This window comes from Vibrio sp. PNB23_22_6 (genome assembly GCF_052877535.1).
Map to the genome: position 1 here is coordinate 1 of NZ_JBNFXP010000068.1, position 904 is coordinate 904.

General features: G+C 55.2%; 1 protein-coding gene. It reads left to right on the plus strand.

From position 1 onward, the window contains the following. Positions 1-178 precede the first annotated feature (178 nt). On the plus strand, positions 179-904 hold a 726-nt coding region (locus ACVA54_RS19645; RefSeq protein ID WP_446649890.1), incomplete at its 3' end, for an aconitase family protein.

Below are 904 nucleotides of genomic sequence, written 5' to 3' on the forward strand. Positions count from 1 at the left end.
AATAACCGCATCATTCGTCCAAGTGCGGATTACACCGGTCCTGAGCACCAAGAATGGGTGCCAATCGAACAACGCTAACGCGTCATGCCTTTCCTTATACAGCTAAGTTGAGGGAAGGCGTGTCTTTTCGATGCCACAGTGCCAGGCAAGATGTACCGATGCAATGGAAGCAACCCCTATGAATATCAATACCCAATACCGAAAACCCCTCCCAGGGACAAAACTGGATTACTTTGATGCACGCGAAGCGGTCAATGCGATTGCTCCGGGTGCCTATGATACCCTCCCATACACCTCCCGCGTGCTGGCCGAGCAGTTGGTGCGCCGCTGCGAGCCAGCGACATTAACCGACAGTTTGAAGCAGTTGATTGAGCGCAAGCGTGACCTCGATTTCCCTTGGTATCCGGCGCGCGTGGTGTGCCACGACATTCTAGGCCAGACCGCACTGGTTGACCTGGCGGGCTTGCGTGATGCGATTGCCGAACAAGGTGGCGACCCATCTAAAGTGAACCCTGTGGTGGAGACCCAGCTGATTGTCGACCACTCTTTGGCGGTGGAGCACGCAGGTTTTGACCCGGAGGCGTTTGACAAAAACCGCGCCATTGAAGAGCGCCGTAACGAAGACCGTTTCCACTTTATCGAATGGTGTAAAACCGCGTTTGAAAATGTCAGCGTCATTCCCGCCGGTAACGGCATCATGCACCAAATCAACCTAGAAAAAATGTCGCCCGTGGTGCAAGCCAAACAGGGCATTGCTTATCCCGATACCTGTGTCGGGACTGACAGTCACACGCCGCACGTTGATGCACTGGGGGTGATTGCGATTGGCGTGGGTGGACTGGAAGCGGAAACCGTGATGCTGGGGCGTCCGTCGATGATGCGCCTGCCTGATATCGTGGGGGTC